This window comes from Pseudomonas sp. NPDC089392 (assembly GCF_044749595.1).
In the GTDB taxonomy this organism is placed as follows: Bacteria; Pseudomonadota; Gammaproteobacteria; order Pseudomonadales; family Pseudomonadaceae; genus Aquipseudomonas.
Genome location: NZ_JBIVIF010000003.1, coordinates 132000 through 158573, shown reverse-complemented (window position 1 = coordinate 158573; position 26574 = coordinate 132000). Strand labels below are relative to the sequence as shown.

Genomic DNA, 26574 nt, shown 5'->3' with positions numbered 1-26574 from the left:
CCCCACTTTTGCCCCACCGGATCGACCGGCTATAACTGGATGCTGATGGACAGAGATAGAACGTAATATAGTCTGTATGCCGCGTATTTGCTAGCTTGTAGGCTTTCCGTGGCAATCCAGGTAACTCCAGGAAAATACACTAAATAAGCGCATGGGGTGCAAGGGGTCGAGTGTTCGAATCACTCCGTCCCGACCATTATTGAAAACGAAAAAGCCCAGTCGGTTACGACTGGGCTTTTTTGTGTGGAAAAGAATGTAGCTCTGTAGGGAGGTCCCGTGAGCCGGGGGGATCTGAACCCGCGTCCGCAATATTTCCGGTATGGCTAAATTACTATGTGTGAGCCGCGGAGACGGAATCCGCCTCGCCCACGATCGACCGCTACCGACATCCTCTACATAGGCCATGGCCCTTCACAAAATAATGAAGGATTAAGTCCATTTTCAGTTCGCCGTAGGAAATTTCTTCTTTTTTGGTAGGCTCTTGTCACCTACGGAGAGGAAATTTCATGCCCGTCATCATCGTTGAGAATGACATATCCCAGTGGGAAGACGAGACAGGCGCTGTGTATCACTTCCCCAAACGCTACAAAACGTTGCTCGCTCAGGGAACGGAGGTGATCTACTACAAAGGCCGTATCAAGGACAAAGCCTATGCAGCCGCGCGCCTTAGCGGCGCGCCGCATTATTTTGGCAAGGCACGCATCGGCAAGGTCTACGCGGACTCAAAGAGTGATAAGGGTGATCTCTACGCGTTCATTGAAAGCTTTACGCCGTTTGAAAGCGCTGTCCTTTCCAAAAACAACGGGGTGTACCTGGAGACTACTCCCGCTGCTCGCCCGAAAAACTACTGGCGTGCTGGCGTTCGGCCCATCTCCCAGGCCGATTACGATGCCATCTTAAGTTCTGCGCAATTCTCGCCTTCGCAGGGTGAAGCGGTCGTGCCGAGCACGGACGATGAAGGGTACATCTTCGAATCGTTCAGCGAGGGCAGCAAGACAAGCTACTTCGGCACCCGCTACGAGCGCCGGAAAGACCTCAGGATAAAGGCCATCGCTTTCCACGGGCTTGACTGCAAGGCATGTGGGTTTGATTTCGAACAGGCTTACGGTGAGCATGCGAAGGGCTTCATTCACGTTCACCACGTAGTACCGATTTCGGAATATGGTGGGGAGCAGACCGTGAATCCTGAGACAGATCTGGTGACGTTGTGCGCAAACTGTCATGCGGTGGTGCACCGCAAGCGAGACATGACTCTGAGCTTTGACGAGTTGAAAGGTATGTTACGAGGGCGATGGGTCAACGATTTGGTGTAGGGACGAAAGCAGCGGCCTCCGAGACCAGGATTTAATTTTGGTCTCGAAGACATTCGTGGAGGAATTGGAGTCAGCGCATCATTCCCAGCTCGGCATCATCCATAAGCGCTTTCGCCATGGCGCAGAGGTAGTGCGATGCCCATATCAGTTGCGGTTTGTCGTCCATCAAACCGTCCAAGGTCATATCTCGTGCATAGCCCATCAGCTCCGAAGCTTGCTCACGCGCACTTTGGCACGGGATGCCAGCTTCGATGCGGAAGAGGGGATGGGTCTGGTTTGCCCCTTGGTAAAAAGTAGTTTTGCCAACGGTGAATTTGGTTTCTTCTGTAGACATTGTTCAATCTCCCCGAAATCTCAAATACCTGGGCTGGCGTCAAAGCCAGCAATCCCCCACGGCCGCTCACAAGCGTCAGGGCCTGTGATATAGGTCAGTTCACTGTCGGGGGGCCTGGCTTGCCGGTGATGGGCCATGCCCAAGCGACACAATCAGTAAGGCCTCAGTGCGAAGTCCTGGGCTCAGTGGGCACCTGTAGCTGAACCAGTGCGGACTCAAGCAAAGCCCGCAGCGTCTCCAGTTCATGCATCGAGGTCATCATCAGAATCGACACAGGCGACTTGGGCTGCAGCAATATGGCCTGATGCACAACGGTCGCAGCGCATAGTGCGTATTCCGTTGCCTGGATCAAGGTGTCTTCAAGGCAGAGAGTTTTGTGGGGTGGATCTGGAACGATCTTGAGCATGGTAAAGCTCCAACGTCAGAGGAGGAACTACCACTCCATGCCGTCAAGCAATGGGGTGGCAGCTGTACGCGGGTTGACGGACCGAGACGTTGGCACTCGGCGCACACAGGGTGCCCGCACGTACAGCCACCATAAAAGGGTGCACATGAGGACAGCGTCATCGGTCCGTCAAAACCGGTCGCTGAATTGGCAGCGACCAGCCGAGACTAGAACCCACGTTGACCATGTGCAACGGAAATCAGGCGCAGGGAGTATCTTTGGGAAATGCCCTACAAGGAAGTTCTTTTTTCTGATTCTTTCCCCGCGTTTGCCGTCAAATTCTGCAGCGTTCATTGCTCGGCCAACCCTTCAAACCTCTCAAAAAGCAAACCACCCACCCATCCCTGTATCCAGCCATGTCCCGATGATGTCAAACGGTCACCATGGACTTCCGCCCTCGAATCCCCCGAAACTGCCCCATCGCATCCAGACCAAGGCAGGTCATGACCAACCTCAAACGCACCACCTCCCTCCTGCTGTTGCTAACCACAGCCTCACTCACCGCGTGCCTCCCCTGGAAACGCGAACGCGCCGCCTACGCGGACCTCTGCGAATCCGAGTTCCAGTTCAAAGTCCCAGGCCCGCAGGGCGAAACCACCCTCTACCTTGAAACCTACCTCTACGACCACGCGGCTCAATGGGGTGAAAAGCGCTACGAGCAAGGCCTGCATGTGCAGTACCCGGGCGAGCAGTACCCGCGGCCGGAATTCTTCGTGCAGATGATCGCCTACAACAAGGACCGCCAGCGCCCTTCGACCGACTCCAAACGTGGCCAGCCGCCGATCCCGGTGCTGTACGACAGCCGCCAGGCCTACATCACCTTCGAAGACGGCTCGCGCCTGCATGCACGGCCCGAGGTGTACGTTGGCCTCAACGATATCTACGACTATCCGTCTGTGACTGAGCGCGCTGCAAGGCCATCGCCGTACGACATCAACAGCGATGAAGTACACCGGATGATCCCCAAGCTCACCAACAACAAGCGCTATGGCTCGGCGTATGTGATCTTCCAGACGAACAAACTGAACGCCGATTCCAAATGGACGATTAACCTGGGTAGCCTGCAGGTGCAGGGGCGAAAGGTGGAAATTCCGCCCCTGCAGCTGTGTTATCACCCGTTGAAGAAATGGATCGGCATCGAGCCGCTCATGAAGCCCTGATAACAGCGGTTGAAGGTGGCGAGTGCCTTTCGTGGTGGGCGATAAATTGGTCTTTTTGCTTGCTCATGAGGACTTCTTAAAAATGGATCAGGCGTAGGGCTTGAACACATTGTTGTCGCGAATCAGTAACTGCATCAGCTTTGGGTGGATAAAGAGCTTTTCCTTGCCGACCTGCACCTCTTGCAGGACGCCGATGGCGACCAACTCCTTGAGGTAGCGGGAGGCGGCTTGACGCTGGGCAATCTGTTTGTCGACGACGTTGCTGATGCGGCAGTACGGTTGCTCGAAAATCACGTCTACTAGCTCGCGGGAATAGATTTCGGCAGCTGTTCGCGTACAAACTGGGTGGTGTGCTCCGACAGGCTGCGGATGCCGGCAATTTTGGCAGTGGTCCAACGAGCGGTTTCTTCCACCGCACTGAGCATGTACAGCAGCCAGGGCTCCCAGGCCTGTTCGCGGGTGACATTTAGCAGCAGACGGTAGTAATCGGCTCGGTGGGCGATGATGTACCGGCTGAGGTAGAGAATCGGCAGGTTAAGCAGGCCTTCGTGGATTAGATACAGGGTGTTGAGTACGCGCCCGGTACGGCCGTTACCATCGGTGAATGGGTGGATGGCCTCAAACTGGTAGTGCCCCACAGCCATACGTACCAGAGGGTCCAGCTCCGTTTCGTTGTGCAGAAAGCGCTCCCAGTTGGCGAGCAGATTGCGCAAATAGCCTTCACCCTCGGGTGGGTCTCTCCGGTGCGGTCGTTGGCCAACTGTGTACCCGGCACCCGGCGTATATCCATATTTACGCGCTTGAGCGTACGACAGATCTCGACCGCCGTGCCGGTGGAGAGTGGGCGCTCAGCCAGGGCCTCATGTGTGCATGACGTGTCGCTACTTTTTGTTTTCAGCGACACGTTTTGTTCTTGTGTCGCCGGCGACGACATGTGTGCACGACGTGTTCTTGAAATGGGTTTTTAGCGACGTGTCCGCCGCAAGGCAGACTCTATGGTGACCGTGAATGAAGCCCTTCGCTGCCTACACATGGGCTTTGAGCCAGATCGTCACGGAACCGACCTGAAACCGCAGAGCGCTCTCTTCATCCAGAACCTTCAGCGCTCGCCCGAAAAGGGCGCCTTACTTAGGCGCCCTCCGGCGACACGAGCTTTCTTCATGAGCATGCGCGCTCATCTGTACATTCAGGTGAGCGCAGTCGCGGTTCGCTCAACTTAAAAGTAGGTGGTTACCCCGACAAAGTACGCCCGACCGGGCACGTAAAAGCTAGTCGAGTCATCACGTGGGTCTTCATCCAGCAAGTTCTGCACGCCGGCGTTCACGGTTAACCAGTTGGTGGCCGCCCAGTTTCCGGTCAGATCATAGGTGGTGTAAGACTTGACGAAATCTGAGCCCAGTCCACGTTGCTTGCCCACATGCTGAGCCGAAAGCTCGGTACCGATCCGGTCGCTGATCTGCCAATCGATGGCGCTGAACAACGAGAGCTTCGGCGAGCTGATCAGGTCTTCACCGGTCGACAGGTTGCGGCTTTCGAGCATGTAGGTTGCGTTGGTGCGCCAGCTGGCATTTTCCCACAACGGCACCTTGGTGCTGCCTTCCCAGCCACGGGTACGGGCTTTGTCCGCATTCTCCAGCATGGTCCACCAGCGGCCCTGGAAGTACCCCAGCGGTGCATATTCAATTTTGTCTTTGAAGTCGGTATGGAAGTACGTGAGGCTGGCCTCCCAGCCGTCGTGGTCGTATGAAACGCCGATTTCCTTGTTGGTACTGATTTCCGGGCGCAGGTTCGGGTTGCCTGCCATCCAGCAACTACCGGTAACGTAGCCAAGCGGGCGTAGAGAGGTACAGCCGCGACCGCCAGAGTTGGTCGCTGCGCCCGCACTGCCTTCTTTCAAGCTGGGGGCACGGAACCCGCGCGACACCCCACCGCGCACTGTCCAGTCAGGGTGAGGGTGATAGACCACATAAGCGCGTGGGCTATTGTGGTTGCCGTATTCATCGCTGTGGTCGAAGCGGTTGCCCAGTGTCAGCGACAGGTTATCGAGCAGGAACAATTCATCCTCGACGAACAGCGCGGAATAGTCACCTTCAAGGTCCGACCCTCCCACTGCCGCACCTTGGTAATCCACGGGCACCGTGCCCAGCGTGTCAGTGTTGGTCAGCTGTTCTCGTTTCCACTGGCCGCCTACGGTCAGGCGCTGGTTGATCAACAGTTCGAACGGGATATTAAGGCTGCCCTCGACAATTTTTTCTTCCGAGTTGGCTTTGCCCTCGCCGATGTCATTGTCGAATTTATTCAAGTAAGCGTCGATGCGCGAGGTGCCAAAGCCCCAGTCGCCATGGTGAGAGACCACGAAACTGTCGCGCGTCAGGCGCCCGGCGCCGAACGCTTCACCTACGGTATCCCCCCAGTCACCGAACGTTTTCTTTGACGACCACGAACGCTCTACGCCGTGGATGGCCTCGACGGATAACTCATGGTTGTCATTGACTTGCCAGTTGAGCAAAGCGTTGACGCTGTGGTCTTTGGCGCCGCCGGCGCCGTCGTTGTAAACGAAGTCACCCGTTGCGTCGAGGCGAGGGGTGGCCTCGTCGGCAGCGCGTCGGGTGACATTGGCGCCCAGGCGCAGGCCGATGGCGTTTGTGACAGGGCCAGACAAGTTGACGCTGGTTTGGTTGGTCTGCCCACGGTCGGCGTCTTCCGGCATGGTGGTGTTTACGTTGAGCGACCCACTCCACTCACGGGATACCTTGCGGGTGATGATGTTGATGACGCCACCCATGGCGTCTGAGCCATACAGCGAAGACATCGGCCCGCGCACGATCTCGATGCGCTCAATCATGTTCGGCGAGATCCAGTTGATGTCCTGGCGACCCAGGTCACGGCGGTAATTGGTGTCGGCGGAGCTACCGATGCGTTTCCCGTCCACCAGTATCAAGGTGTATTTGTCGTCAAGGCCTCGTAGCTTGATCTTCGACTGCTCGCCCACCGGCCCGTAACCGCCTGTCACCCCAGGGATGCGGCGTAGGAGGGTGTTGAGGTCGTAGACAGGCTGGCGTTCGATTTCTTCCCGCGTGATGACACTGACACTGGCTGGCGCATCTCGTACATCCGTACCGCCCCCTGTGGCGGTGACGAATGAGGCTTGCAGTTCGGTGGCGGGAAGCGGCTCGAGCTCGAGGGATTCATCGGCTTGGGCAGCGGCCGCGGCAAGCAATCCGACGGTGAGCAGGGCACGGGAGAAGGGAGGGCATGGCAGCATTGCGTAACAGTCCTTGTCGATCGATAGGGTTGAAATCGAGGCGGGACGTTAACGCAAATGAGAATGATTTGGAATAAAATGTGTAAAATAATTTACATAAAACTGACAAAAACTTTACACAGTGGACAGGTAGGCGCTCTTCCGGGGGGCGAGGGCTTAACGTTCGCCGGCTCAACGGCCAGGTGAAACCAGAAGCGTGCGTGCAGATGATCACCTACAGGTTGCGAAGGAGGATCTGGTCGATCAGGAAGCGGCGTGCTGCCCGTGATTTGGCACTGACGCTGCTCGGGTGCTGTATGCGGTAGCACTGCACCGAGTCATGCAGGCGGAAGCGCCACAGTTGGTTAACCGGTATGCCTTGCATACGGTAATCACCCAGCTCGCTGCAAACACTGTGCTCACCTTTGTGCGGGAAGAACTGCTGCCTTATGCGGGCGCTGCTCGCGCCATTGGCGAACACGATGATGTCGGGGCGAAGAATGGCAATTTGCGCTTCGAGCAGGCGCTTGGATCCCTGCATGAGTTGCCTGAAATGCTGCCAACGCATTGGCGAGCCGCGCTGCCAGGCGAAGCTGAAAAGGTTGGCCCAGGCGATGCCCAGGGTTTGATCCGCCTGGCGTATTTCGCGAAGAAAGTTGAAGAAGCTGGCTCCGCGGTCGGTTTTTTCCTGTAGATATTTTGCAAAATGGCTTTGCTGGATCGCCATGGCGCGCTGGATGTAGTCGCCCAGGTCTACGAAGGGTTTTTCTGGGGACAACACATCCCAACGGCGCGTTTCGCGGCCCACGACCATGATGCGGGTTGTAGCCTGCTCGAATTCCGGCGAGGTACCAGGAAGAAACAAACCTGAAAGGTGCTTGAAATCGGCTTCGTGCTCGCGGCTACGGTCAAGCCAGTGCAGCGGGAGGTCTGATAATGCTTGGCGGTACGCCACCTGCAATTGTTGCTGTTTGCTTTCCATCGCTTGCTTTCCAGGGCCGCATCAATGCGTGAATGCTGTGGACGGAAGGTTTGCAAATTGGTGGGGTAGTGTCAATTTGATGTCGCGCATCGCGCGGTCTGCAGCACATGAGTGCTTTTCTTTGAATTTCCCTACAGGCGTAGAGATTTTCTTCACTGAGCAGGGGCTGGAAAGCAGGGGACCGCTTTGCGGTCCGTTCGCGACGCAAGGCCGCTCCTACACTGGTGCGTGCATGCTTCATGGCCGGTGTCTGAGAGGTAAGCCGCGAGGGAGAGACTACTGGTTCTTCAGTCGGGCCATTCCCTACAGGCCGAAAGAGAAATCGCAGGCAAAAGAAAGCCCGCCGAAGCGGGCAAGGTCTATCACGTAGGGATGGCGCGATTGTCGTTGAAGACTTGTGAAAAACAGGTGAAAGAAAAGTCTTCAGGTTGTGATCACGCTGTTCGCAAATACGGGTATCCGCGCTTCAAGCAATGCCGGTGTCCGTCAATTCGCGTCACTTCACTATCGCTTTGAGCGCTGAAACCTGCTGACTACGATCTGCACGGTGGCTGCCACCAGGCAAAGCAGGCCGATCTTCCAGCTGCCCTGCAGCCCAAAATTATCGGCTATCGTGCCGACGATCAGGACGGTGAAGAAGATGGCGAAAGGCAGGATCAATTTGTTCATCGGGGCTTCCAGCAGGCTGCAATGGCCTGGGTAGCGCGCAGCGTACCCGGCAGAAATGAGCGCGGATCATAGCAAACCCTTTTCCGCGTAGGGCATACGTCGCGTGCCTGGCATTATCAATAGTATCAAAGTGATATCACTTTGGATATAGTTGCGCCCGGCCGATGACCGGCCTTGCCAATGAAGGCGCAGTGGAGCACTCCTGATGATGGTTCGGAAGTTGATTGGAGCAGCAGTAGCCGTAGCAATGCTGGGTACTCAGGGTTGCGCGAGCATCGTTGGAGAGTCGCGATACCCGGTAGCGGTATCCAGCGCGCCGATGGGGGCGTCATTTGAAATCACCGACAAGAACGGCACCGTCGTACACACAGGCAATACCCCAAGTACCGTTACCCTGAAGTCGGGCAAAGGTTATTTTTCGGGGCAGACCTATACGCTGCGGTTCAAGAAGGAAGGCTACCCGGACAAAACCGTGGAATTGGATTCGAGCCTTAGCGGTTGGTACTGGGGCAACATCCTGATCGGGGGAATTATCGGCATGCTGATCGTCGACCCTCTCACCGGCGCCATGTACAAGCTGCCGGAATTCGCCTCTGCAGATATGGGTAAGCCGTTGGCTGACACTGGCGCGCAGCCCCTGAAAGTTGGCGTAATCGACGATTTGACTGCTGCTCAGCGCGAGCGCCTTGTTCCGCTTAACTGATCAACTTAAATCACACCCATTTCCCCAGCCTTTGTCTGCTGTGGGCACGATGCAGAATCCGCCGTATCGGGAAAAAACCACAGCTGAAAAATAAATGGAGCAAATTCCCGCAACCAGCGGTCGATCCAGTTGTATCGGGTTAATCCGAAAGTAATGGCTTAATCCGCGTGGCTCTGGACACTGCCAATTCCGGTTGCTTGGAGGCTCTATGCGAATGAGGGGTAACGTGTACTGGACGTGGGTCGACCCGACACTTCACCACCGCAGCCATGAAGAAACGTTGCACGGTGGTGTGTGTATCGATGTGCAAGTAAGGCTTTCGCGCCGTGGTATCGCGCAGATGTTCGTAGGCGTGTATGCGCGTTCCGGCATGGCGTTGCACGAGGAGGCCTTCTACGCCTACCCAAAGCAGTCGCTGGTGCGGACGCTGGCCTGGGGTGTTATACGGGCGCGTCAGATAGCCGGGGCGGGCTTGCCTGCCGTTAGTTCCACTGTTACGTGGAGTGGGGCGCAGGGCAGTCAGCCGGGTTCCGCCACTTGTGCCGGGTAACCGTCAGCTCGTCGGGTCTTGCCCCAACACTTTGCTCAACGCCACACGTGCGTCTTCAAGCTGTACCAGCGATGCATGCCGTGCCCCGAGCGCATCGCCGTTCTGGATCGCCGTGAGAATCGCCTTGTGCCGGGGCAGGGCGAGCTGGTCGAAGTTTGGCCGCTGGTTGGAGTAGCGCACCGATTCGCGCAGGGCCATCGACAGCATGTTGCACAGGTAGGCCAAGAGGTCGTTGTGGGTGGCGTCGGCGATGCGGGCGTGGAAGTCCAGGTCGGGTTGCAGGCGCTCTTCATGGGTGCGCGCGGTTTCCATGCGCTGGTAGGCCTCGCCGATCGACTCGACATCTTCGGCGGTGGCGTTGGTGGCGGCCAGTGCGGCGGCGGCGGGTTCGATGACCCAGCGTACGCTGGACAGGGTGTTGAAGAAATCTTTTTGCGGGGTGGCCTGCATCAGCCAGTGCAGCACGTCGGGGTCGAGCATGTGCCAGTCATGGCGGGGGCGCACCAGGGTGCCGACCCGTGGGCGGGCTTCGACCAGGCCCTTGGCGGTAAGGGCGCGCATCGCTTCGCGGAACACCGGCCGGCTGATCGCGTAGCCTTCGCACAGGCTGGCCTCGGAGGGCAGCTTTTGCCCGGGTGCGAGTTGGCCGGAAACGATTTGCAGGCCGAGGTCCTGGACCAGGGTGGCGTGCATGCTTTTGCGCGTGGTGGGCTGGCGGTAGTTCATGGGGGGCGCGGGTGGTCCTTCAGGCGGGGTGGGCATCATAGCATTAGTGGGTGAGGGGGGCTCTGGGCTGCCAGAGGTTCGCCTTGGTATTTGCAGGGGCTGTGAGATCGAGCGCCGCCCGCGCGGCGCTTCGCGGCACAAGGCCGCTCCCACATCTGTTTGGGCCAATTATTCCTTTGAGATCACCTCTGTCTGCCTTGTTTGTTCCATTCGATATTGAAGGTGTCTCTGCATTCCATCGATTTCAAGCCATGCACCCAGGGTGCGCGCGCCAATGTCACAGGATTAACTGGCCCGAAACTGTAGGAGCGGCCTTGTGTCGCGATGGGCTGCGCAGCAGCCCCCGGGTTTCAGCGCTGATGCAAAAATTGCTGGGGCTGCTTTGCAGCCCATCGCGACGCAAGGCCGCTCCTACAGGTTCTGTGCCTGCCTTGAAGGAGATGTAGGCCAGGTAAAGCCTTGTGCCGCGAAGCGCCGCGCGGGCGGCGCTCAGTCTCATAGGCGACACAGTAGCCTTGGTGAACACTTCATCACTTTGTTAGTGCGAATGCTTGGGCACCGCCGCCCCCCGGCAACCCACCAGGAAGTCGAAGTCACATCCTTCATCTGCCTGCATCACATGGTCCAGATACAGCTTGGCATAACCCCCGCTGATCAACTGCGGCGGGGCTTGCAGGTCGGCCAGGCGGCCGGCCAGTTCCTCGGCGCTAATGTCCAGGTGCAGGCGGCCTTCCTTGCAGTCCAGCTCGATCCAGTCGCCTTCGCGTACCGCCGCCAGTGGCCCGCCCGCCGCAGCCTCGGGCGCTACGTGCAGCACCACGGTGCCGTAGGCCGTGCCGCTCATGCGGGCATCGGAAATGCGCACCATGTCGGTCACGCCCTGGGCCAGCAGCTTGGCGGGCAGGCCCATGTTGCCGACCTCGGCCATGCCCGGGTAACCCTTGGGCCCGCAGTACTTCATTACCAGCACCGAATTGGCGTCCACGTCCAGCTCGGGGTCGTTGATGCGCGCTTTGTAGTCCTCGAAGTTTTCAAACACCACGGCGCGGCCGCGGTGCTGCATCAGCGCGGGGGTGGCTGCAGAGGGCTTAAGCACCGCGCCCTTGGGCGCCAGGTTGCCGCGCAAGATGCAGATGCCGCCGTCGGCCACCAGGGGTTTGTCGAGCGGGCGAATGACCTCTTCGTCATACAGCGGCGCCGCCTGGCAGTTGTCCCACAGGCTTTTGCCGTTGGCGGTCAGCGCGCCGGGGTTGGGCAACAGGCCGTGCTCGCCCAAGCGGCGGATGACCGCTGGCAGGCCGCCGGCGTAGTAGAACTCTTCCATCAGGAAGCGCCCCGATGGCTGCAAGTCGACCAAGGTCGGTGTGCCGCGGCCGACGCGGGTCCAGTCTTCCAGTTGCAGGTCTACGCCAATGCGCCCGGCAATCGCCTTGAGGTGGATCACGGCGTTGGTCGAGCCACCGATGGCGGCGTTGACGCGGATGGCGTTTTCGAAGGCTTCGCGGGTGAGGATTTTCGACAGGCGCAGGTCTTCGCGCACCATGTCGACAATGCGCATGCCCGACAGGTGGGCGAGTACGTAGCGGCGCGCATCCACGGCCGGGATGGCGGCGTTGTGCGGCAGCGAGGTGCCCAGTGCTTCGGCCATGCAGGCCATGGTCGACGCGGTGCCCATGGTGTTGCAGGTGCCCGCCGAGCGTGACATGCCGGCCTCGGCCGAAAGGAACTCGTTGAGGTCGATCTGGCCGGCTTTATAGGCCTCGTGCATCTGCCAGACGATGGTGCCGGCGCCAATGTCCTTGCCTTTGTGCTTGCCGTTCAGCATCGGCCCGCCGGTAACCACGATCGCGGGCACGTCGCAGCTGGCAGCGCCCATCAGCAGCGCGGGGGTGGTCTTGTCGCAGCCGGTCAGCAGCACTACGGCGTCCACCGGGTTGCCACGGATGGCTTCTTCCACATCCATGCTCGCCAGATTGCGGGTGAGCATGGCGGTAGGGCGCAGGTTGGACTCGCCGCTGGAGAACACCGGGAACTCCACCGGGAAGCCGCCAGCCTCCAGCACGCCCTTTTTCACGTGCTCGGCAATCTTGCGGAAGTGGGCGTTGCACGGGGTCAGCTCCGACCAGGTGTTGCAGATGCCGATGATCGGCTTGCCCTGGAATTCGTGGTCCGGGATGCCCTGGTTCTTCATCCAGCTGCGGTACATGAAGCCGTTCTTGTCGGCGGTACCAAACCATTGGGCGGAGCGCAGGGGGCGTTTGTTATCAGACATGAGCGGGACACCTAATTAGTATTACTATTTGTCGTTATGTGGCTGACTCTACCGGCTAAAAAGGCATCTGTGAAGGGTTGTTGTTTTAAATAGTAATACTATATGATCGATTCGCCAGGTTAGCGGTCTGCCAAAAAGCCCCGGCCAGGTGCTGTGCCCATTACAAGAACAATTGGAGACATCGCCATGATTCAGGAGCAGCGGCTCGTCCGCCTGATCACACTGAAACTCATCCCTTTTCTGGTTCTGCTTTACCTGGTGGCCTACGTCGATCGTTCGGCGGTGGGCTTTGCCAAGCTGCACATGGGCGCCGACATCGGCCTGGGTGACGCGGCCTATGGCCTTGGCGCAGGGCTGTTCTTCATCGGTTATTTCCTGTTCGAGGTGCCGAGCAACCTGTTGCTCGACCGCTTCGGCGCACGTCGCTGGTTCGCCCGCATTTTGCTGACCTGGGGCGCGATTACCGTTGGCATGGCGTTTGTCACCGGGCCCAACGGCTTCTACGTGATGCGCTTTTTGCTGGGAGCTGCCGAGGCGGGCTTTTTCCCGGGGGTGCTGTACTACATCACCCAGTGGTACCCGGTGCGCCATCGCGGCAAGATCCTCGGCTTTTTCATCCTCTCGCAACCGCTGGCCATGCTGATTACCGGGCCGCTGTCCGGCGCGTTGCTGGGGCTGGAAGGCATTTACGGCCTGCATGGCTGGCAGTGGCTGTTCATCTGCATCGGCACGCCGGCGGTGCTGCTGGCCTGGCCCACCCTGCGCCTGCTGCCGGACGGGCCTGCCAAGGTGCGCTGGCTCAGCGACGAGCAACGCAACTGGCTGCAGGAGCAGTTGGCCAACGACCTGCGCGAGTTCGGCCAGACCCGCCATGGCAACCCGCTGCATGCGTTGAAAGATGGCCGGGTGCTGTTGCTGGCGCTGTTCTACTTGCCGATGACCCTGAGCATCTATGGCCTGGGCCTGTGGCTGCCGACGCTGATCCACCAGTTTGGCGGCAGTGACCTGGTCACCGGGTTTGTCTCGGCCGTGCCTTACCTGTTCGGCATCATCGGCCTGCTGATCGTGCCGCGCAGCTCCGACCGCCTGAACGACCGCTACGGCCACCTGGGCCTGCTGTACGCGTTGGGTGCCATAGGCCTGTTCTTCAGCGCCTGGCTGACAGTGCCGGTGCTGCAGTTGGCCGCGCTGTGCCTGGTGGCGTTCGCGCTGTTCTCCTGCACGGCCATCTTCTGGACGCTGCCGGGGCGGTTCTTCTCCGGTGCCAGCGCTGCGGCGGGCATCGCTTTGATCAACTCGATCGGCAACCTTGGCGGCTACCTGGGCCCCTTTGGTATCGGCGCGCTCAAGGAGCACACCGGGCAGTTGTCGTCGGGCCTGTATTTCCTGGCGCTGGTGATGCTGTGCGGGGTGCTGCTAACGGGCGTGGTCTACAACCGCCTGGAGCGCCGCCAGCGCCTGGCTTCCTCACGGGCGGCCGAAGCCTCCCGCTAATCTTTGCAACCGACAAGCGAGCACAAGCATGCGATTGATCCAATTCGAAACCGCCGGCGGCGAGCGCCGCGTGGGCGTGGTGGAAGGCGAGTACGCCCTTGAAGTCATCGGCGCCGGCAGCACCCGTCAGCTGGCCCTGCAGGCCATCGCCGCCGGCCGTGACCTGGCCAGCGAAGTGCAGGCCGCGGGGCTGGGCGAGCGCCACGACTACCTGGCACTGCTGGCCGAAGGCCGCGTGCTGCCGCCGCTGGACCATCCGGACCCGGCGCATTGCCTGGTGACCGGTACCGGGCTGACCCACCTGGGCAGCGCCGCCACCCGCGACAAGATGCACCAGCAGCAGGCCGAAGGCGCCGTGACCGACAGCATGCGCATGTTCCAGTGGGGCCTGGAGGGCGGGCGACCGCCAGCGGGCGAGGAGGGCGCGCAGCCGGAGTGGTTCTACAAGGGCGACGGCGGCATCGTCGTACGCCCCGGCGCCGACCTGCCGCTGCCGGCCTTTGCCGAAGATGCGGGCGAGGAGCCCGAGCTGGTCGGGCTGTACCTGATCGGCGACGACGGCACCCCGTACCGCCTGGGTTACGCGCTGGGCAACGAGTTCTCCGACCATGTGATGGAGCGGCGCAACTATCTGTACCTGGCGCATTCCAAACTGCGCGCCTGCAGCTTCGGCCCGGAGCTGCGCCTGGGTGCATTGCCGGCCCATCTGGAGGGCACCAGTCGCATCCTGCGCGATGGCCAGGTGCTGTGGAGCAAGCCGTTCCTGTCGGGTGAGCAGAACATGTGCCACAGCTTCGAGAACCTTGAATTCCACCACTTCAAGTACGACCAGTTCCTGCGGGCTGGCGATATCCATGTGCATTACTTCGGCACCGCCACGCTGTCGTTTGCCGACGGCATCCAGGCACGCCCTGGGGATACCTTCGAGGTCAGCCTCGACGCCTTTGGCCAGCCGCTGCGCAACGGCATTGCCGCCGGGTCCGGGCAGGTTCGCCCAGGGTTGGTGAAAAGCCTATAGGCGATCACCCAGCCATTCAGGCTGCGCTGTCATGCATAGAACAGAGCCCGCAAGTGTGTCGCGGACCTTGTAGGAGCGGGTTCACCCGCGAATGCGGCGGTAAAGCCAGCATCGCATTCGCGGGTGAACCCGCTCCTACAAGGGGCCTGCATGCAGTGCCTTTTTCTTTATTACAGGAGTCAACCATGTCTGGAAGCAACTTCATTGGCGGCCAGCGCAGCGCTGCCGGCAGCGTACGCCTGCACAGCCTAGACGCACGTACCGGCGAAGCCTTGCCGGTAGCCTTTACCCAGGCCACCCCTGACGAAGTGGCCGCCGCCGCCCAGGCCGCCGAGTCGGCATTTGCCGAATACAGCGCCATGGCGCCCGAGCGCCGTGCGCAGTTTCTGGATGCCATTGCCGACCAGCTGGACGCGCTGGACGATACCTTCGTCGCCACCGTGTGCCGCGAGACCGCGCTGCCAGCTGGACGCATCCAGGGCGAGCGTGGCCGTACCAGCAATCAGATGCGCCTGTTCGCCAAGGTACTGCGCCGGGGCGACTACCTGGGGGCGCGCATCGACCGCGCGCAGCCACAGCGCCAGCCGCTGCCACGCCCGGACCTGCGCCAGTACCGTACCGGCGTAGGCCCGGTGGCCGTGTTCGGCGCCAGCAACTTCCCGTTGGCCTTCTCCACCGCCGGCGGCGACACTGCCGCAGCGCTGGCGGCTGGCTGCCCGGTGGTGGTCAAGGCGCACAGCGGCCACATGGCCACGGCCGAGCAGGTGGCCGAAGCCATCGAGCGCGCGGCGGTCGCCACCGGCATGCCCGCGGGTGTGTTCAACATGATCTACGGTGCCGGTGTCGGTGAAGCGCTGGTACGTCACCCGGCGATCCAGGCCGTGGGCTTCACCGGTTCGCTCAAGGGCGGCCGTGCCCTGTGTGACCTGGCCGCATCACGCCCGCAGCCGATCCCGGTGTTCGCCGAAATGAGCAGCATCAATCCGGTGCTGGTGTTGCCTGCGGCGTTGCAGGCCCGCGGCGAGCAGGTGGCCAAGGAACTGGCCGCTTCGGTGGTGCTGGGCTGCGGGCAGTTCTGCACCAACCCCGGGTTGGTCATCGGCATTGCCGGTGAAGCGTTCAGCGCCTTCGTCGCGGCACTGGCTGCGCAACTGGCGGACCAGCCTGCGCAGACCATGCTCAATACCGGCACCTTGCGCAGCTATGCTAGCGGCGTGCAGCGCCTGCGCCAGCACCCGGGCGTGCGCCATCTGGCCGGTGCCGAGCAAGCCGGCGACCAGGCCCGGGCACAGCTGTTCCGGGCCGACGTAAGCCTGCTGCTTAACGGCGACGAGTTGCTGCAGGAGGAGGTTTTCGGGCCTGCCACGGTGGTGGTCGAAGTGGCCGACGAAGCCGAACTGCACCGCGCCTTGCAAGCCCTGCACGGCCAACTGACCGCCACCCTGATTGCCGAGCCGGAAGACTTCCAGCGCTTCGCCGCGCTGGTGCCGGTGCTGCAGCGCAAGGCCGGGCGCCTGTTGGTCAACGGCTACCCGACCGGCGTCGAAGTGTGCGACGCGATGGTGCATGGCGGGCCATACCCGGCCACTTCCGATGCCCGTGGCACCTCGGTCGGCACGCTGGCCATCGACCGCTTCCTGCGCCCGGTGTGCTTCCAGGACTACCCGGACGCGTTGCTGCCCGATGCCCTGAAAAACACCAACCCGCTGGGCGTGCAACGCCTGGTCGACGGCCAGCACAGCCGTGAGGCGCTGGGCTGAGGTAAGGGCTGAGTGGTGTTTGCCTCGAGATTTGGGTGCCTATGCGATCGAGCGCCGCGCGGGCGGCGCTCGATCGCATAGGCGCTGCGAGAATCACGCCGAACACCTTGGTTTTTTTTAACTGACTGGCATTACCCCTTAGGCTACTTCTTGAGGGCGGCCGTGGCCGTGGCCGGTCGCGTACCTCAGTGAACCTGACCCGACCACTTGCGCTGGGTAGCCAGCGCCAACAATTCCCGTTGCCCAGAAATACCCAGCTTGCGATACAGCCGCTTGATGTACGTAGCCGCACTCGACAGCTGAATGCCCATGCTCGCGCTGATGGCCTCGACCTCACAGCCGGCCAGCATCAGTTGCAGCAGCTCCTGGTCACGCCGGGTCAGTTCCGGGTACAGGCTGACAACCCGTTCACTGAGCAGGGCCGGCATTTCATTGGCTTCGAGGTAGGCGCGGTAGTGCAGGCGGGAGATTTGTACGATCAGCGGGGCGGCTGTTTCGATCACATTGATCTCGTTGGGGGTGAAGCGGCCGTGTTCTCGGCCGCGGTAGAAGTTTACCGAGAGCCAGCGGTTGCCTTCGCAGTGGGTAAGCAGGGCGACGCGTTCGGAGATTTGCGGCAGCTCGTAGCAGATGCGGCGGTAGTCGCGGTGGGCGATGTCTTCGATGGCTTGGCGTTGCACCATGATGCGGTCGGTGGTCGGCAGGGTAGGGTGTTTAGTCATCGCCTGTTGGTTGCCGTCCATGCTGTAGAAGCGTTCGGCGTAGTTGCTGGAGATTCTGGGTAGCTCAAGCATGCGGGCGCGGTCGGCGAAGGAAATGACTTGCGGGCTGCGATTGGGGCTGTAGGCGAAGATGGTGCATTGGGCCAACGGGACCTGGGCGCTGACCAGTTTCAGCATGTCGGCGGCCAGCATCTTGCCGTGGCTTTCGCGGGTGCGGGAGAGCAGGGCGGCGGTTTGCTCGATGGGCAGGCGCAAGTCGGTGGTGGAGGGGCGTAATGGCCAGAATTCCATGCTGTTACTCCCTGGGGGCAAGGCAGGATTTATTGTTTTAGGTGGCCACTGGGGGGTGGGCTGTTGGGCAGGATAACCAATTTGTGGGTGGGGGCGTAGCTTGGGGGAATGACTGGCTTGCGCATTTTTGGAGGGCGGGCGCGATCCTTGTGAGGGGCGGGCTTGGACTGGGGGCAGTCCGCTAGGTGGTTTAGGGCCGCGTTGCGGCCCATCGCCGGCTAGCCAGCTCCTACCTCGATCGCGCCGAATTCAAGCCATGCGCTGTGCCTGTGGGAGTGGGCTGGCATTGGGATTTGGCTGCGGACACCGGCAGAGCCGGTGCCATATACCGTGTTGGATTCTTCGCGGGTGAATCGGATCGCCGCACCGCCGCTCCCACAGGTATTGCGGCGGTTTCGGGGGCGCGATGTACCTGTGGGAGAGGATTTTGGCGTGAACACCGGCGGAGCCGGTGCCATACACTGTGTTGGGTTCTTCGCGGGTGAACCCGCTCCCACAGGTTTCGCGCAGCTTTCGGGAGCACGCTGTACCTGTGGGAGCGGCTTTAGCCGCGAACACCGGCGGAGCCGGTGCCATGCACCGTGTTGAGTTCTTCGCGGGCATGCCCGCTCCCACAGTGATCGTGAAAGCCTGTGGCTATGTAGGCCAGTTCAACTTGGGCTCGCCAGAAATCTCCCGGGCAACCCAACTCTTGAACGCCTCCGCTACTGGCGATGGGTGCATCGCACCTGACTGGGCCAGTACCACCTTCTGCGGCGACACCTCTTCCAACAATGGCCGGCACAACAGCGGGGTACCGTCATAGCAGTGGTCCCCGGCAGGCCGGGTGCATGACAGGGCAACCCCGTAGCCATTGGCGACCAGCCCCCTTTGCATCTCGAAGGTCTGGGTAAATTGCTGAGTACGCGGCTGCAGGTTATGCGCCCAGAACAGTGAGAGAAAATACTCACGCGTTTGTGCAATGTCCTCAAGAATCAAACACTCTTGCGCCAGTTCATGCAGCGGTATCGCTGGCAGCTGGGCCAACCGATGGTCGGTGGCGATGAGCGCGTACGGTTTCAACTCGGCAAGCACCTGGCGCGGCAGCGAGGGGTCAAGGCCTATGTCGTAAGTCAGCGCCAGCTCGGCTTTACCGGCGCTCAGGTGGCGGTGTACGCCTGCCAGGTCAGTCTCGAACAGCGTTACCTCCACCTCGGGATACTGCTTGCGAAAGGTCGATAGCAGCCGTGGCGCGTAATAAGGGCCCAGGTCTTGAAAGCAGATAAGCGACAGGTTGCCGCGCAGCGAGCCTTGCGTGGTATCGGTCTTTTGATTCATGGCGATGGCCATGCCAATGATGTCGCGTGCCTGGGCCAGTAACCGCGTGCCTGCTGACGTCAGCTCTAGCCCTCGGCTGACCTGGCGCTGGAAAAGCCGCTCGTTCAGCGCCTCTTCCAGCTGGGCAATCGCAACCGAAACCGATGGCTGTGAAACGTGCCGGGCCCTCGCTGCAGCGCTGATGCTGCCATGCTCGGCCACGGCGACGAAGTACTCGAGCTGCCTGAAGGAGAATCCTATCATTTTTTCCTATACTCAAAATTAGGAAATATATTCTTTTCCTATTGGTGCCAAAAAGCAATACTCGCCTTGCACCTTGCTTATTTCGCTTAAAACCTCGTCGTCCGTGAAGTGTTATAGGCCGGGTACTCAGTTTATTGACGCGATTTTACTTGTAGAGACAGCGATAGCTTTTGTATCGCGACGCAGCTTTATGGCGCAGGAAAAAGCATAAAAGTGTGTGCGCGCCGGCCCCAATAAAAAGACTAAAGGGTGCTTTATGAAACAGTCCGTCGAATTTCAACTAAGCGATGAAACCATCAAGGCGTTCCAGCGTGATGGTGCCGTCTGCGTTCGTAATTTGTTCACGCCAGAAGAGGTCGCACTGCTCGAAACCGGCATCGAACAGAACCTGAAAACCCCCAGCGAACGGGCCAAAGTGGCCAGCCGGCCAGACGACCCGGGTTGGTTCTTCGAAGACTTCTGCAACTGGGGCGATATTTCGGCCTACCGCCAGTTCATCTTCGAAAGCCGGGTGGGTAGCGTTGCAGCTCAACTGATGAACAGCGAAACCGCCCGGCTCTATCACGATCACCTGCTGGTCAAGGAGCCCAACACCCGCCAGCGCACGCCTTGGCACCAGGACCAGCCCTATTACAACATCGACGGGTGCCAGAACTGCAGCATGTGGATGCCCATCGACCCCGTCGCGCGGGAGTCCACCCTTGAATTTGTCGGCGGCTCACACCTTGGGCCGTGGCTGATGCCACGCAGTTTCCTTGATAGCCAAGCCAAATGGTTCCCCGAAGGCAGCCTGGCGGACTTGCCGGATATCGAGGCCGACCGCAGCGCCTGGAACATTCTTGGCTGGGAACTCTCCCCAGGCGACGCGGTGTTCTTCCACATGCTGACCTTGCACGCCTCTGGTGGCGTTGGCGGCAAGCGCCGGCGCCGTGCCTTCTCGGTGCGTTTCCTGGGCGACGACATTACTCACGCACCCCGCCAGTGGCAAACCTCGCCACAGTTTCCCGGGCTCGAAACCCAACTGGCCAGCGGTGCCCCAATGAACCATGAACTGTTCCCGGTGCTGTGGCCCAGGGCTTGATGATTGAAAGAGTGCGTGCCTGATGAAACCGCACGGCATCTGCGTTGTGCGGACCTGATAATAAAATCAAGAAGGTATCTATGAACGCTCAATCCTCACACCGGCTCAAGCGGGGTCTCACTACCCGGCATATTCGTTTCATGGCGTTAGGTTCTGCTATCGGTACGGGGCTGTTTTATGGCTCGGCATCGGCGATAAAACTGGCAGGGCCTTCGGTGTTGCTTGCCTACCTGATAGGGGGCGCGGCCATTTACATGATGATGCGCGCCCTTGGCGAAATGGCGGTACATAACCCGGTGTCAGGGTCGTTCGGCCACTATGCCAGCCAGTACCTGGGGCGTTATTTCGGCTTTTTGACAGGTTGGAGCTACGCGTTCTCGATGTTGGTGGTGTGCCTGGCAGACGTGACGGCGTTTGGCGTTTATATGGGGCTGTGGTTCCCCGACACACCTTCGTGGATCTGGGTGCTTGGCATCGTGTTGTTTATCGGGGCGCTGAACCTGTGTAGCGTGAAAGTATTCGGGGAAATGGAGTTCTGGCTTTCGTTGCTGAAGGTGACCGCTATCGTTGCCATGATCGTGGCTGGCGGGTCTGTGCTGTTACTGGGTATCCAGTTGGATAGTGGTGCAGGCACTGTTGCCGGAATTTCGAATCTCTGGAGCCACGGCGGGTTCTTCCCTAATGGCATCGGCGGGATGATTGCTTCCTTCACCGTTGTGATGTTCGCCTTTGGTGGGGTCGAGATGATCGGTATCACTGCAGGCGAGGCGAGGGACCCAAAGCGTGTGCTGCCGAAGGCTATCAACTCAGTGCCTCTGCGCATTCTGTTGTTCTACATCCTTACCTTGTTCGTGCTTATGGCCATTTACCCGTGGACCAGTATTGGTAGCCACGGTAGCCCGTTCGTGCAGATCTTCAGTGGCCTTGGCATCAGTTCAGCGGCAACCGTGTTGAACATTGTGGTGATTTCTGCAGCTGTTTCGGCGATCAATAGCGATATCTTCAGCGCTGGGCGGATGATGTACGGCATGGCGCAGAACGGCCAGGCGCCGGCTGGCTTTGCATCACTGTCGCGTTTCGGTGTGCCGTGGATGACAGTTGCGGTGATGGGCGTGGCGCTGCTGTTGGGCGTGGTATTGAATTACCTGGTGCCGGAAGACTTGTTCCTGGTTCTCGCCGCGGTGGTCACGTTCTCCATTGTCTGGGTTTGGTTGATGATCCTGCTGTCGCAAGTGGCCATGCGGCGGGGTATGAGCAAGGAGGAGGTGGCGGCACTGGATTATCGCGTGCCACTGTGGCCGGTAGGGCCGGCTTGCGCGATTGCTTTCATGGTGTTCATTTTTGGTGTGCTCGGTTGGTTCCCGGCTAGCCGCACAGCCATGTATGTCGGGGTTGGCTGGTTGGTACTGCTGTCTGTGGGTTACTGGTTGTGGGGTGTGCGTGCGCCACGGCAAGTGTCTGCCAGTGCTTAAGCCATAGGGCTGTGTACGGGGCTTGCCCGCGAAGAATCCAATGCAGTGGCTGGCACCGGCTGCGCCGGTGTTCGCGGGTAAACCCGCTCCCACAGGTCCACCGCAGCCTTCAAGGCAGATACAGTACTTGTGGGAGCGGGCAAGCCCGCGAAGAATCCAACACTGTGTATGGCACCGGCTACGCCGGTGTTCGCGGGCACGCCCGCTCCCACAGGATCACCACAGTTTTCAAGGCAGATGCAGTATTTGTGGGAGCGGGTTTACCCGCGAAGAATCCAACGCGGTGTATGGCACCGGCTACGCCGGTGTTCGCGGGCACGCCCGCGAAGAATCCAACGGGGTGTATGGTTTTTTAGCCAGGGTGCTTACCGAATCTTCACCACCTAACGCGCTACCGCATTAGATGTACTCATCCGTTGCCGGTGCACTGCGAGACTCAAAGTCGATTTCCGCTGGCCACTGGACCTTGGGTGCGAAATATCGCACCGGGTTCAGGTTAGTGCCAACCTTCTGACCCTGAACAGGCCGTACCGAGTCAGGTAGCGCATCATAGCCACTTTGCATGTACAAACGTGCCAGCGCCCAATACTGCTTGCCTTGCTCTATGTTGTCACACAAAAACAGGCGATCGATGACTTCCTCAGTACCTGGTTTGCAGACTGATATCATCACATTCTCAATGAGGCCGCCGCCCCCCATGGGGGCATATACCCTGTAGACCTCGGCTGTGAGGTCGGCCCAGTCATAGACCACGGGCTTTACACCCCAGCCCTTGCTGCCGAAGGGGTATAGGCGATCATACCTGTACTCATAGAAATAGACTTTTTGGCGTGCTCTATTGAAGCGTATGGGCTCTTCGCGGGGGAGCCGTAAATCCATTCGAAAGAGTGGGAAAAAGGCCCACACTGCTGCGCTAATAATCATGATTCCAAAGATTGTTGTATCAATCCCGGCATGCCATCCGCGTGCCAGGGAGTTTAGGATGGCAGGTAAAACCTCTGTCGCAAGATGGACGAATACTAATGTGCCGCCAATTACCGATATACCTCGCACTTTGATCGATCTTCTGGCGATTTCGAAATATGTTCGGCCTATGCTGTTCGGTAGTGCTTTCCAAGTTGCAGTAAATTCCCGTTTGTCAGGCCTTTCATTGCAATCGGGGAGATCGTATTTCCAGCCAGAGTTCCGATGAGCGTAAATTTTTTTCCTCTCGCTCATTCGTTGAACTCCTTTGAAGTCACTTGTGCATACGCATTGGTAAGATTTTGATCGGGCCAGAATGTTAAAGTTATTGTCATCGCCAGAATCGTAGGGCGCCCAGTGCGAGGAGTAAAATCAAATTCGCCGAAGATTTTCTTTGTTTTTACAATGCCGTCATTTGTGGCGATTTCGTGATTGGTTTCATTTTGCACGATACTGCTTGTATCTACGTCAGCGTTTCTCGGAGGCGTGTAGCCCTCTGGGTATAGTCTTGGCGAAACTGATTTTAATGCATACGGCGAGTTTGACGCGCCGCCTACGAATACTTGCCCACTTTCATCGTCAGAAACCTGTTTACCTTCATGGCGATGGCCCTTCAATTCCCATTGATACCCCGAAACGCCCTCTATAAACCCGGGAATAACAATTTGATATCTGACACGTTGTTTGATAGGGAGTCCAATGAAGCCTAGCATTCTAGAGCTAGGCAGATTTTCGGTTTCAATGCTTACGTCAGCGCTCATACCCAGCACGGCGGCATTGAGTTCAGCAAGTGCCATGTCAGCATGCTCAGGGGCACTCCAGTGAGCCACTGGCACCTCATTGGCTTTTCCGAAGTAACAGCGCCTTGCCCAACGTTCCAATGGCGTAGACTCGTTAGTTTCCGCCTGCTGCGCTAGAGCATAAGAACTTAGACCGAATACGATGGCTAATCCAATCGCCCCTAAAACCAACGGCTTGAAGACAGCAGCGACAGCCGCCACGACACCCAAGATGGCAAACGAACCAGCATAGACATGAATCTCAGATGCTGTTTCGTCACCCGCTGCGGATGCTCTGCTTGAGGCAAGTTTCGCTTGTATCGCATCGAAAATTCCGGCCCCCGCACTAATAACTGCGCCGACACGAACGACTACGTGCCCGATGTTGGCGATATTTGCTACTTTACTTCCGAAAGAAAGTGACATCATTCGCATACTTTGGATACCGGTGGCGCCGGTACGCAAAGTCAGTCCAAGTAGTTCAATGCCACCACCTAGAATGCCTAGCCTTACACCATTCAAGGCCATCATGGCTTCCTTAGCCTTTGGGCCGACTTCCACTTCAGCCTTCACCTGATTCTTGTTTAAACTATCACTTTGCAAATAAAGCCCACCTATAGCCAGCAGCACTTCCCAGCTACCTGCCACACCCCGCAACCCGTTAAAACCAGTCCGCACCAGCTGCGCCACCCGTTGCGAAGTGACCCGCATTCCCTGCAATGCCTTGCGCGCATTGGTCTCCAACGTCCCAGCCGCCACCGAAATATCCACCAAGGCAAACTGTGCCGCGCTGCTCGCTTGGGTCACCTTCATGTTGGCTTCCTCAAACAACCGGCCATGCACTTCCGCCGCCGTACCTTCGACCCACACCGTCACACTGATCATGTTGTTGGTAAAGCGTGGGTCGAGCACCGCCAGGCTCATCAGCCCGTGCTGGATGATCGGCCGCACCTTGCGCATGGCCTTCCACGAACCAGATTCGTAGTCATCAATGCTGCGATGCATCCGGTCCCGCGCCTCGGCGATGGAAGCATTGGCCTTGTGCTGCAACTCCCTCAGATGGGCACTCTGCAAGGCGTAGTACTCGCCCAGCTTCATCTTCACTTCCAGCTCGATCAGGTGCACGCCGTTATAGAGAAACTGGGTAGCGCTGTTCAGGTGCCGCACGGCGTTTTGCACACCAGGTGGCAAGCTGGACGCCAAACGCTGGCTAGCCGCGTTCACAGCACCCTGGGTTTCAGCGATGGCCTGTTTTAGGGTATTGCGCATGCGCAACCCAGCATCGTCGCTAGCAATTACCTTGCTCAGCATGCTGTAGAGTTTGTCGCTGTCGTTCCAGTTGATGGCTTCTGTGGCCGAAAAACTGGGAAGTAGCCCGGCCAGCAGTGAACGGTCACGCATCAACAAGGCGCGGTAGGGAGGACTTTCAGGATCCTGTAGCCATTTCAACCAGAGTATTTCGCTGGTTCCGGCAGCGGGGTTGCGTGGTTCAACGCTGGGTACCACAGCCTCCGTGACGCCACCACCCAGGCACAGCGCCATGGTCTTGGCATACGCTATGCCGGATTCGCGATTGTTGCCGTCGTAATCGTACTGTTCGGCCACCTTGAACAAGGGGGTGTCGAACAAAGCAACGTAGGACTGTGCATCCTTGTCGATGTAGCGCTGAAATTCGCTTTCTTGCTGCTCGTATTCCGACTGAAACGCGGCACGTTGCGGTTCGTGGTAACGCTCTTCAAGTCGCTCATCACTTTCCTGTTGCGCACGCTCGACCAGGCGCTGACGTTCTACTGCAGGGTCCACGAACACCGGCGGCCCGTCCCCCGTCATCGGCTCCAGTGACGGTACCTTATGCGCCGCCCATTCCCTATGCGTGGCACGAATCACCTGCAAGATCTGCGAGGTCTGCAACTGATACGTCCGCATGGGCTCTTCACGCCAGACCTGACGCTTCACCACCCAGTTCAGCCGTTGGTGGTTGTACTCCTGAATCAAGCCGACCGTATCGTCGAGCACCACCGCCAGCACGCCGTTCTCCAGCTTGTGCCGGTTCATCGCATTGATCACATAACCACGCAGGGCGAACCTGCGCAGCCAGCGGCTGTGAAAGCCATGCGCACTGTCGAAGGGTGAACAAGCATGTTGGGTGTACTCGAACACTTCCTTGTCGACCTGCAAACTGTCGGGCGTCATGGCGAGCCCCTGCAGTTCAGGATTGTTGCGCGCCTGGATCAGGTCCAGGCCTTCAAACCGATGCGCCGGCGCCTCGCCCCTTTTGTAGGCGTTCAGCACACTGACCGGCCAGGCATCGCTGGAGAAGGCCAGCCAAGCACTGCCGTATTTATTGGTATCGATGTTGAGAAAGGCCGAAGGAATGTCGTGGTCTTCATGCACGCACTTTTCCGGCAGTGGCCTTGGTGGGCCGCCTGGGGGCTCGTAGGGGTTGAAGCGGCGCAGGTGGCCCTGTTCACTGACGGCATAGGCATGCCAGACCTGCTGGTCGAGCAGTACGTACAGGTAACCCATGCGCAACGTGCGCACCCCCATCTTCGCCGAGATATGCAGGCTGCCGGCCACGGTGGTGACGCACTCCGGTCGGGTATCCGGGACCAGGGCGCGGCGCAGAGGCAGGATCGGCAGGCCCTGGCGCTGGCAGGACATACACTGGTCGTGCGGGAGCCCGGCCTCCGCAACGGCAAGGGCAATACGTTGGCTGATTGTCAAAAGCGACCTCGCATTCATAGGGACCGTGATGGTCCTAAAACACTAACGAGGAATCGCTTGCCGGAGGTTCACTGGACTTCCGAAATGCTTGTAGGAAACGTCTCTAAATCAGGCGTTGGATGATCGCAGCTGTTGGCCAGCGGGGACTTTGTGGGAGCGGGCGAGCCCGCGAATAATCCAGCGCGGTGCATGGCACCGGCTGCGCCGGTGTTCGCGGGTAAACCCGCTCCTACACGGATCACCACAGCCCTCAAGGTAGAGGCAGTACCTGTGGGAGCGGGCAAGCCCGCGAAGCATCCAGCGCGGTGCATG

20 protein-coding genes and 1 pseudogene are annotated in these 26574 nt (G+C 59.3%); 9 read left to right on the top strand and 12 right to left on the bottom strand.

The window, feature by feature from the left end:
• The first annotated feature begins 506 nt into the window (after nt 1–506).
• On the top strand, nt 507–1313 hold the full coding sequence (locus tag ACIP1G_RS04345; RefSeq protein ID WP_400734152.1) for an HNH endonuclease: 807 nt from the start codon (nt 507–509) through the stop codon (nt 1311–1313).
• A gap of 70 nt (nt 1314–1383) precedes the next feature.
• Here ACIP1G_RS04345 and ACIP1G_RS04340 read toward each other — a convergent pair whose 3' ends face one another.
• Both ACIP1G_RS04340 and ACIP1G_RS04335 read right to left on the bottom strand, forming a co-directional pair.
• Entirely contained in the window at nt 1384–1647 is a 264-nt protein-coding gene (locus tag ACIP1G_RS04340; RefSeq protein WP_400622814.1) for a DUF3077 domain-containing protein, read from the bottom strand.
• A gap of 163 nt (nt 1648–1810) precedes the next feature.
• Nucleotides 1811–2053, bottom strand: coding sequence for a hypothetical protein (locus tag ACIP1G_RS04335; RefSeq protein ID WP_110741885.1), 243 nt, complete (start codon nt 2051–2053; stop codon nt 1811–1813).
• A 482-nt stretch (nt 2054–2535) separates the two neighbouring features.
• On the opposite strand from ACIP1G_RS04335, the gene ACIP1G_RS04330 reads away from it, so the two are divergent.
• On the top strand, nt 2536–3252 hold the full coding sequence (locus ACIP1G_RS04330) for a hypothetical protein (RefSeq protein ID WP_400734149.1): 717 nt from the start codon (nt 2536–2538) through the stop codon (nt 3250–3252).
• 87 nt (nt 3253–3339) lie between these two features.
• Here the strand turns inward: ACIP1G_RS04330 and ACIP1G_RS04325 are convergent.
• The 4 genes and pseudogenes from ACIP1G_RS04325 to ACIP1G_RS04310 all read right to left on the bottom strand — a co-directional run.
• Nucleotides 3340–4117: pseudogene (locus tag ACIP1G_RS04325) on the bottom strand (Fic family protein); the annotation flags it as partial.
• 351 nt (nt 4118–4468) lie between these two features.
• On the bottom strand, nt 4469–6517 hold the full coding sequence (locus ACIP1G_RS04320; protein ID WP_400734146.1) for a TonB-dependent receptor domain-containing protein: 2049 nt from the start codon (nt 6515–6517) through the stop codon (nt 4469–4471).
• Between the two features lie 214 nt (nt 6518–6731).
• Entirely contained in the window at nt 6732–7478 is a 747-nt protein-coding gene (locus ACIP1G_RS04315; protein WP_400734144.1) for a hypothetical protein, read from the bottom strand.
• A gap of 504 nt (nt 7479–7982) precedes the next feature.
• Nucleotides 7983–8147, bottom strand: a complete 165-nt coding sequence (locus ACIP1G_RS04310; RefSeq protein ID WP_201204593.1) for a hypothetical protein — start codon at nt 8145–8147, stop codon at nt 7983–7985.
• A gap of 205 nt (nt 8148–8352) precedes the next feature.
• Between ACIP1G_RS04310 and ACIP1G_RS04305 the strand changes: the two genes are divergently transcribed.
• Together ACIP1G_RS04305 and ACIP1G_RS04300 are read left to right on the top strand one after the other, a co-directional pair.
• Nucleotides 8353–8850 carry a hypothetical protein gene (locus ACIP1G_RS04305; RefSeq protein WP_400734141.1) on the top strand — a complete coding sequence of 166 codons (498 nt, stop codon included), beginning with the start codon at nt 8353–8355 and terminating at the stop codon, nt 8848–8850.
• A gap of 208 nt (nt 8851–9058) precedes the next feature.
• Entirely contained in the window at nt 9059–9400 is a 342-nt protein-coding gene (locus ACIP1G_RS04300) for a hypothetical protein (RefSeq protein WP_400734138.1), read from the top strand.
• 3 nt (nt 9401–9403) lie between these two features.
• Here the strand turns inward: ACIP1G_RS04300 and ACIP1G_RS04295 are convergent, their stop codons facing one another.
• Both ACIP1G_RS04295 and ACIP1G_RS04290 read right to left on the bottom strand, forming a co-directional pair.
• Nucleotides 9404–10126 (bottom strand): FadR/GntR family transcriptional regulator, encoded by a 723-nt coding sequence (locus ACIP1G_RS04295; RefSeq protein ID WP_400734135.1) that lies wholly within the window; start codon nt 10124–10126, stop codon nt 9404–9406.
• Nucleotides 10127–10664: 538 nt separating this feature from the next.
• Nucleotides 10665–12398: an IlvD/Edd family dehydratase gene (locus tag ACIP1G_RS04290; protein ID WP_400734132.1), complete on the bottom strand. Its 1734-nt coding sequence runs from the start codon at nt 12396–12398 to the stop codon at nt 10665–10667.
• Nucleotides 12399–12584: 186 nt separating this feature from the next.
• Here ACIP1G_RS04290 and ACIP1G_RS04285 point away from each other — a divergent pair, with 186 nt between their 5' ends.
• The 3 genes from ACIP1G_RS04285 to ACIP1G_RS04275 all read left to right on the top strand — a co-directional run bounded on the left by ACIP1G_RS04285 (nt 12585) and on the right by ACIP1G_RS04275 (nt 16670).
• Nucleotides 12585–13892: an MFS transporter gene (locus ACIP1G_RS04285; protein WP_400734130.1), complete on the top strand. Its 1308-nt coding sequence runs from the start codon at nt 12585–12587 to the stop codon at nt 13890–13892.
• Between the two features lie 28 nt (nt 13893–13920).
• Nucleotides 13921–14910, top strand: coding sequence for an AraD1 family protein (gene araD1, locus ACIP1G_RS04280; protein ID WP_400734128.1), 990 nt, complete (start codon nt 13921–13923; stop codon nt 14908–14910).
• 185 nt (nt 14911–15095) lie between these two features.
• Nucleotides 15096–16670 (top strand): aldehyde dehydrogenase (NADP(+)), encoded by a 1575-nt coding sequence (locus tag ACIP1G_RS04275; RefSeq protein ID WP_400734125.1) that lies wholly within the window; start codon nt 15096–15098, stop codon nt 16668–16670.
• A 185-nt stretch (nt 16671–16855) separates the two neighbouring features.
• Here the strand turns inward: ACIP1G_RS04275 and ACIP1G_RS04270 are convergent, their stop codons facing one another.
• Both ACIP1G_RS04270 and ACIP1G_RS04265 read right to left on the bottom strand, forming a co-directional pair.
• Complete coding sequence (locus ACIP1G_RS04270) at nt 16856–17683, bottom strand: helix-turn-helix transcriptional regulator (protein ID WP_400734122.1); 828 nt, start codon at nt 17681–17683, stop codon at nt 16856–16858.
• A gap of 636 nt (nt 17684–18319) precedes the next feature.
• The gene (locus ACIP1G_RS04265; protein WP_400734119.1) at nt 18320–19243 is read right to left on the bottom strand and encodes a LysR substrate-binding domain-containing protein; all 924 of its coding nucleotides are present in this window, start codon (nt 19241–19243) and stop codon (nt 18320–18322) included.
• A 256-nt stretch (nt 19244–19499) separates the two neighbouring features.
• On the opposite strand from ACIP1G_RS04265, the gene ACIP1G_RS04260 reads away from it, so the two are divergent.
• Nucleotides 19500–20324 carry a phytanoyl-CoA dioxygenase family protein gene (locus ACIP1G_RS04260; RefSeq protein ID WP_400734117.1) on the top strand — a complete coding sequence of 275 codons (825 nt, stop codon included), beginning with the start codon at nt 19500–19502 and terminating at the stop codon, nt 20322–20324.
• Between the two features lie 80 nt (nt 20325–20404).
• Nucleotides 20405–21796: an amino acid permease gene (locus ACIP1G_RS04255; RefSeq protein ID WP_400734114.1), complete on the top strand. Its 1392-nt coding sequence runs from the start codon at nt 20405–20407 to the stop codon at nt 21794–21796.
• A gap of 399 nt (nt 21797–22195) precedes the next feature.
• On the opposite strand, the gene ACIP1G_RS04250 is transcribed toward ACIP1G_RS04255, so the two are convergent.
• Both ACIP1G_RS04250 and ACIP1G_RS04245 read right to left on the bottom strand, forming a co-directional pair.
• Nucleotides 22196–23014 (bottom strand): DUF6708 domain-containing protein, encoded by an 819-nt coding sequence (locus ACIP1G_RS04250; protein ID WP_400734111.1) that lies wholly within the window; start codon nt 23012–23014, stop codon nt 22196–22198.
• The gene (locus ACIP1G_RS04245; RefSeq protein WP_400734108.1) at nt 23011–26262 is read right to left on the bottom strand and encodes a T6SS effector BTH_I2691 family protein; all 3252 of its coding nucleotides are present in this window, start codon (nt 26260–26262) and stop codon (nt 23011–23013) included. Before ACIP1G_RS04245 ends, ACIP1G_RS04250 begins: the two co-directional genes overlap by 4 nt.
• Between the last annotated feature and the right edge of the window lie 312 nt (nt 26263–26574).

Bases quoted from the DNA above. Each gene is read 5' to 3' on its own strand.
- ACIP1G_RS04315 (WP_400734144.1), bottom strand. From the start codon at position 7,478: ATGGAAAGCAAACAGCAACAATTGCAGGTGGCGTACCGCCAAGCATTA.
- araD1 (WP_400734128.1), top strand. From the start codon at position 13,921: ATGCGATTGATCCAATTCGAAACCGCCGGCGGCGAGCGCCGCGTGGGC.
- ACIP1G_RS04330 (WP_400734149.1), top strand. From the start codon at position 2,536: ATGACCAACCTCAAACGCACCACCTCCCTCCTGCTGTTGCTAACCACA.
- ACIP1G_RS04290 (WP_400734132.1), bottom strand. From the start codon at position 12,398: ATGTCTGATAACAAACGCCCCCTGCGCTCCGCCCAATGGTTTGGTACC.
- ACIP1G_RS04285 (WP_400734130.1), top strand. From the start codon at position 12,585: ATGATTCAGGAGCAGCGGCTCGTCCGCCTGATCACACTGAAACTCATC.
- ACIP1G_RS04310 (WP_201204593.1), bottom strand. From the start codon at position 8,147: ATGAACAAATTGATCCTGCCTTTCGCCATCTTCTTCACCGTCCTGATC.
- ACIP1G_RS04305 (WP_400734141.1), top strand. From the start codon at position 8,353: ATGATGGTTCGGAAGTTGATTGGAGCAGCAGTAGCCGTAGCAATGCTG.
- ACIP1G_RS04335 (WP_110741885.1), bottom strand. From the start codon at position 2,053: ATGCTCAAGATCGTTCCAGATCCACCCCACAAAACTCTCTGCCTTGAA.
- ACIP1G_RS04295 (WP_400734135.1), bottom strand. From the start codon at position 10,126: ATGAACTACCGCCAGCCCACCACGCGCAAAAGCATGCACGCCACCCTG.
- ACIP1G_RS04250 (WP_400734111.1), bottom strand. From the start codon at position 23,014: ATGAGCGAGAGGAAAAAAATTTACGCTCATCGGAACTCTGGCTGGAAA.
- ACIP1G_RS04345 (WP_400734152.1), top strand. From the start codon at position 507: ATGCCCGTCATCATCGTTGAGAATGACATATCCCAGTGGGAAGACGAG.
- ACIP1G_RS04260 (WP_400734117.1), top strand. From the start codon at position 19,500: ATGAAACAGTCCGTCGAATTTCAACTAAGCGATGAAACCATCAAGGCG.
- ACIP1G_RS04275 (WP_400734125.1), top strand. From the start codon at position 15,096: ATGTCTGGAAGCAACTTCATTGGCGGCCAGCGCAGCGCTGCCGGCAGC.
- ACIP1G_RS04265 (WP_400734119.1), bottom strand. From the start codon at position 19,243: ATGATAGGATTCTCCTTCAGGCAGCTCGAGTACTTCGTCGCCGTGGCC.
- ACIP1G_RS04270 (WP_400734122.1), bottom strand. From the start codon at position 17,683: ATGGAATTCTGGCCATTACGCCCCTCCACCACCGACTTGCGCCTGCCC.
- ACIP1G_RS04320 (WP_400734146.1), bottom strand. From the start codon at position 6,517: ATGCTGCCATGCCCTCCCTTCTCCCGTGCCCTGCTCACCGTCGGATTG.
- ACIP1G_RS04340 (WP_400622814.1), bottom strand. From the start codon at position 1,647: ATGTCTACAGAAGAAACCAAATTCACCGTTGGCAAAACTACTTTTTAC.
- ACIP1G_RS04255 (WP_400734114.1), top strand. From the start codon at position 20,405: ATGAACGCTCAATCCTCACACCGGCTCAAGCGGGGTCTCACTACCCGG.
- ACIP1G_RS04300 (WP_400734138.1), top strand. From the start codon at position 9,059: ATGCGAATGAGGGGTAACGTGTACTGGACGTGGGTCGACCCGACACTT.